This is a genomic window from Falsiroseomonas sp. RANM36 (assembly GCF_056682175.1).
In genome coordinates, this window is record NZ_JBWXTD010000003.1 from 1,801,459 (window position 1) to 1,806,703 (window position 5,245).

Here is a 5,245-nt window from a genome sequence, read left to right on the forward strand (position 1 = left end):
GGGGGGGCGGGCCCTCGGGCGGGGGGGGGCGGGGGGGGCGCGGGGGGGTTGGGGGGGGGGGCCGGGCGGGGGGGCGGGGGGGGGCGCCCGCCGTCATCTCGGAAGGCGCCACGGCGTCAGGAAGGCAGCAGGGGATCGATCCGCGACTTCGCCGCGTTCATCGCCGCCTGCGGCTCGGCGGCGCCGAGCATCGCCTTCTGCACTTCCTCCATGAAGATATCCATCGCCCGCCCGGCCTGGTCGAAGCCGGGCACGGTGAGCTGCGCCGTCGGCAGCACCCGCCGTTCCAGGTCGGCGTAAGGGGCCAGTTCGCGCACGCGCGGATCGTCATAGGCGGACATCCGCACCGGCCCGTTGCCGTTCACCGCGGCGCGGATCGTGCTTTCCACCGAGGCCAGTTCGCGGATCAGCGACCAGGCGCGCTGCTTGTCCGGCGAGTTGCTCGGGATCGCCATCGCCCAGACCGAGGTCTTGGCCGGCACCAGCGCGCCCTTCCGCCCGGCGACGGATTCCATCATCGGGATGTTCGCGACCGAGATCTCGCCGGGGAAGCGGCTGCCGCGGGGATCGTTGTAGTTCACGATGCGGCCGAAGGGCTGGTTGGTCAGCGCCGCGCGGCCCTGCTGCATGGCGGTGATCACCTCCTCCGTCTTGAAGGTCATCACGTTGCGCGGCAGCACGCCGCGGCGATACCAGTCCCGCACCAGCGCGATGGCGGCGACGGCCTGCGGCTGGTCGGCGACGAAGCGGTAGTCGCGCGTGATGAAGTCGCCGCCATGCGCGCGGATGATGTCCATCAGCGCGGAAGGATCGTCCATCGAGAGCGCGTAGCCCGCCACGCGCGCGCCGTCGCGCGTGTAGGTCAGCTTGTCGGCGGCGGCGATCACCTCCTCGAAGCTCTCAGGCGCCTTGGTCAGCCCGCGTTCCCGCGCCATCACGTTGTTGGTGAAGAAGCCATGCGTCGCATGGCGGAAGGGAATGCCGATGAGCTTGCCGCGATAGGTGTGCGCGGCGAGCATCGAGGGCGAGATCTCGTCCAGCTTCTCGATCGGCGCCGCATCCATGTAGGGGCGGAGGTCCTCGAACAGCGGCGCGATGTGCGGGCCGCCATAGCGTTCCAGGATGGAGGCCATGTCCACCCCGCCCTGGGAGAGCTGCGCCTCCCGGTAGAGGCGCTCATGCACCGCCTCCACGCCGAATGTCAGCCATTCGATCTCGAGGTTGTTGCGCTGGCGCCAGGCCGCAGTGCTGTCGCCGCCGCGCGCGCCGGTGGACACGTTGCGGTGCACGGCGTGGCTCATGATGACGAATTTCCGCGTCTGCGCGAGCGCGGGTCGCGCGAGCGCCGCAGCGGCCAGCGCCGCGCCCGCGGCCAGTGCGCTTCTGCGTGTCGTGTCCATGGCCGTTCCCTCCCTGCCTGTCGCGCCTGCGGCGCTGCTATTCGTGGACGATCCGCGCCGGGTGGCGCTGATAGACATGCTGCCGCGCCGCACTGATATGCGCGCCCATCTCGGCGCCGGCCCGCGCCGCATCGCGCGCGCGGATCGCCTCCAGGATCGAGCGGTGCTCGGCATTGATGCGCGCGACGCGGGCCGCCGGATCGCGCTCGTCGAAGTTGCGGACCTCCACCGGCCCGAGGCCGATGACGTTCGGCAACTGCTCGATGGTCGCGACGTGGAAGGCGTTGCCGCTGGCCCGCGCGACGGCGCGGTGGAAGCGGAAGTTGGCGTCGCGCGCGAGTTCCGGCGCGCCCATCTGCAGCACCTCCTCCGGCTCGGCCAGCGTCGCCTCGATCTCGTCCAGCGCTTCCGGCGTGCGCCGCTGCGCGGCGAGGCGGGCGATCTCGCTCTCCAGCGCCGCGCGATACTCGAAATACTGCTCGACATCCGCGATGGTGCGGATCAGCGGGAAGCGCAGCCCGCCGGGGTCGGGTCCGCGCAGCACCAGCGTGCCGGAGCCGCGCGTGGAGCTGACATAGCCGGCGTCCCGCAGTGCCTGCAGCGCCTGCCGCACGATGGGGCGGGAGACGGAGAAGCGGCGGCAGAGCTCGAACTCGGTGGGCAGGCGCACGTCGCGCGGGAATTCGCCGCGGTCGATTAGGCGCCGGATCTGTTCCTCCACCCGCTCGGCCAGGCTCGCCGGCCGCTTCGTTGCGACCTCTGCCGGCTGCGCGGCACTGCGCGACACGGCGTCAGACCGGCCGTTCGCCGAGCGTGGTCAGCCGGTGCATCCGCCGCCGTCCCTGCCCGGTGAAGGCGTCGCGGCGATGCATGGTGCAGCGATTGTCCCAGATGATCAGGTCGCCGACGCGCCATTCCTGCGTCCAGGTGTTCTTCGGCAGCGCCGCGACCGACCACAATTCGTCCAGCAGTTCCTCGCTGCGCGCCAGCGTCAGCCCGGGGACGTAGCCGCCGAAGCGGCGGCCGAGGAACAGCGCCTTGCGGCCGGTCTCGGGGTGGGTGCGCAGCAGCGGATGGATCGGCCCCGGCATCTCCCGTACGTCGTCGGTCACGACATCCTTGTAGCCCGGCCGGGCCCCGCCCTGGGCGTTGTGGCTGGCCTGATGCTTGGCCTTCAGGCCTTCCTTGCGGCCGCCGGGATGTTCCAGAAGCGCCCGCGTCTCCGGCTTCAGGGCGTCCACCGCGGCATACATATTTGCAAAGGAGGTGTTCCCGCCTGTCGGCGGCACCTCCCGCGCCAGCAGCATGGTCAGTGCGGAGGGTTCGTCGGTGAAGGCGAGGTCGGTATGCCAGTTCAACTCGCCATCGCCATGCTCGCCGATCGGCTTCCCGTCCTCGGTGACGTTGGAGATGATCGTCACGGAGGGCGCGTCCTGCAGATAGACCGGGCGCGAGCGGGTGAAGTCGGGCGAGGGCTTCAGCGTGCCGAAACGTGCGCCGAAGCGCTCGAAGGCGGCGTCGTCGATGTCCGTGCCCCGGATGCGGATGACGAGATGGTCGAGCAGGGCCTGCTTCACGGCGGCGAAATCCTCGGCGGTGAAGTCGGCGGGGTCGAAGCCGATGATGTCGGCGCCGAGCGCTGCTCCGCTCGGCCGCACGGTGACGCGAGTCTTCTCCATGACAGCCACGGCCGTCCCTCCCACTGACAGAATTGGAGGCAGGGTGAGGCGTGGGTGACAAATGTGTCAAGCAATTTCCATCCCCCCTTCGGTGGGGGACGGAAGGAAGCGAGGCGCTAGGCCACCGCTTCCATCGACCGCGCCGGCGCGGCGCCATGCGTCGCGAGGAAACCCTCGAGCACCAGCAACTGCCAGATCGCCTGCGCATGGTCGAAGCGCCCCGACGCGTGCTCATCCACCAGGCGCCCGAGCGCCGCCGCGTCGAACAGGCCGCTTTCCAGCATCGTGCCGCCCGTCAGTCGCGCGCGCACCGTCGCGGCCTGGGTGCGGAACTGGCCGGCGATGTCGTCGGCGAAGCCCCGCTTCTTGCCCCAGAGCAGGTCGGGCGGCAGTAGCGGCGCCATGGCGCTGCGCAGCACATGCTTGCCGAAGCCGTCCTTCAGCTTCAGCGCGGCCGGCAGCGAGAGCCCGAACTCCACCAGCTCGTGGTCCAGGATCGGCGGGCGCAGCTCCAGCGAGACCGCCATCGCCATGCGGTCCGTCTTCACCAGGATGTCGCCCGGCAGGTAGCTGTGCAGGTCGGCGTATTGCGCCTGCAGCAGCGCGTCGTCCGGGTCGCATTCGCCCATCAGCGCGACGATCCGCGCGGCGGGATCATGGCCCGCCACGGAAGCGCGCAACGAACCGGAATACAGCCCGCGCCGGCGCTCCTCGTGCAGCTTGCAGACCGTGCGGTAGTAGCCGAGGGCGGAGTCCAGGCTGATCTCGGTCAGCGTGGATTTCGCGCGCAGCCAGCGCGGCGCGCGGTCGAGCTTCGGATAGACCGCGGCGAGACGCCCGATCACCTGCCGGCGCACGCCCGCGGGGAAGATCCGCCGCGCCGCCTCCGCCATCTTGTGGAAGCGGTAGCGGCGATAGCCGGCAAAAACCTCGTCGCCGCCATCGCCCGAGAGCGCGACGGTCACGTGCTTGCGCGCCAGCCTGCACACCATCAGCGTCGGCACGGCGGAATGGTCGCCGAAGGGCTCGCCGAACAGCTTCGCCTGCTCGCGCGCCGCGGCGACATAGTCCACCGTGCCCGCTTCGGCATGCGCCGCGAGCCCGAGCCGCGCGGCGAGTGCGGCGGCGGCCGGCCGCTCGTCCTCGCTGCCCTCGAAGCCGATGGTGAAGGTGGCGAGCGGGCCCGTGCCGGCCTCCGTCACCGCGCGCGCGGCGCAGGCGACGACCGCGGAGGAATCCACGCCGCCAGAGAGGAAGGCGCCGAGCGGCACGTCCGACATCAGCTGCGCGCGCACCGCCGCGTCCAGCCGTCGCGCGAGCTCGGCCGGCGCATCGGCCGGTGCGGCGACCGCCTGGCGCGGCGCCTGCCAGTAGCGCCGCGGCGCCAGCGCGAGCGGCTCGCCGCGGCGGACCAGCAGGAAATGCCCGGCCGGCAGGCGCCTGATGTCCTGGTAGATGCTCTGCGGATCGGGGATGTAGCCGAGCGCCAGGAAGTCATCGAGCGCCGCATGGTCCAGCCGCCGCGGCATAGCGGGCAGCGCCAGCAGCGCCGCCATCTCGGATCCGAAGGCCAGCGTGCCGTCCGGCAGCGTGCCGTAGAGCACCGGCTTCTCGCCCAGCCGGTCGCGCGCCAGCAGCAATTCGCCCCGCGCGCGGTCCCAGAGCGCGAAGGCGAACATGCCCTTCATGCGGTCGAGCAGGCCGAGGCCCCATTCGCGCCAGCCATGCAGGATGGATTCCGTGTCGGAGCGCGTGCGGAAGCGATGCCCTGCCGCCTCCAGCTCCGTCTTCAGGGCGGCATAGTTGTAGATCTCGCCGTTGAAGCAGACGACCAGCGCCCCGTCCTCGGTCGCCATCGGCTGCGCGCCGCCGGCGAGGTCCACGATGGACAGGCGCAGATGCCCGAAGCCCAGATGCGGCTCGGCGTGGAAGCCGTCGCCGTCCGGGCCGCGATGCGCGATTGCCGCGGTCATCCGCCGCAGCATGCCTTCCTCCGGCGTCGCCGGACGGAGCGGATGGAACAGCCCGACTATGCCGCACATCGCGCCATGCTCCCTTCGTCCGCGAGGACGTCGCGGCCCACGCCGCGCCGCGCGCGCATCCGAGCGCCGCGGCGGGGGGGCGCCGCCCCCGGGGGACCCCCCGCCCCCGCGCGCCGCCCGCCCC

Annotated in this window: 4 protein-coding genes; all 4 read right to left on the minus strand. The window is 71.6% G+C overall.

Going from position 1 to position 5,245, the window contains the following annotated elements; translation table 11 throughout:
• Window positions 1-116: 116 nt before the first annotated feature.
• On the minus strand, window positions 117-1,400 hold the full coding sequence (locus AC1MIR_RS13580; protein WP_480028679.1) for an ABC transporter substrate-binding protein: 1,284 nt from the start codon (window positions 1,398-1,400) through the stop codon (window positions 117-119).
• A gap of 37 nt (window positions 1,401-1,437) precedes the next feature.
• Complete coding sequence (locus AC1MIR_RS13585) at window positions 1,438-2,187, minus strand: FadR/GntR family transcriptional regulator (RefSeq protein ID WP_480028680.1); 750 nt, start codon at window positions 2,185-2,187, stop codon at window positions 1,438-1,440.
• Window positions 2,188-2,191: 4 nt separating this feature from the next.
• Window positions 2,192-3,079 (minus strand): TauD/TfdA dioxygenase family protein, encoded by an 888-nt coding sequence (locus AC1MIR_RS13590; RefSeq protein ID WP_480028681.1) that lies wholly within the window; start codon window positions 3,077-3,079, stop codon window positions 2,192-2,194.
• Window positions 3,080-3,195: 116 nt separating this feature from the next.
• Window positions 3,196-5,121, minus strand: coding sequence for an asparagine synthase (glutamine-hydrolyzing) (gene asnB, locus AC1MIR_RS13595; protein WP_480028682.1), 1,926 nt, complete (start codon window positions 5,119-5,121; stop codon window positions 3,196-3,198).
• Window positions 5,122-5,245 lie beyond the last annotated feature (124 nt).

What these genes read in the sequence shown, in the direction of transcription:
- AC1MIR_RS13580 (WP_480028679.1), bottom strand. Translation starts at nt 1,400, where the DNA reads ATGGACACGACACGCAGAAGCGCACTGGCCGCGGGCGCGGCGCTGGCC.
- AC1MIR_RS13590 (WP_480028681.1), bottom strand. Translation starts at nt 3,079, where the DNA reads ATGGAGAAGACTCGCGTCACCGTGCGGCCGAGCGGAGCAGCGCTCGGC.
- asnB (WP_480028682.1), bottom strand. Translation starts at nt 5,121, where the DNA reads ATGTGCGGCATAGTCGGGCTGTTCCATCCGCTCCGTCCGGCGACGCCG.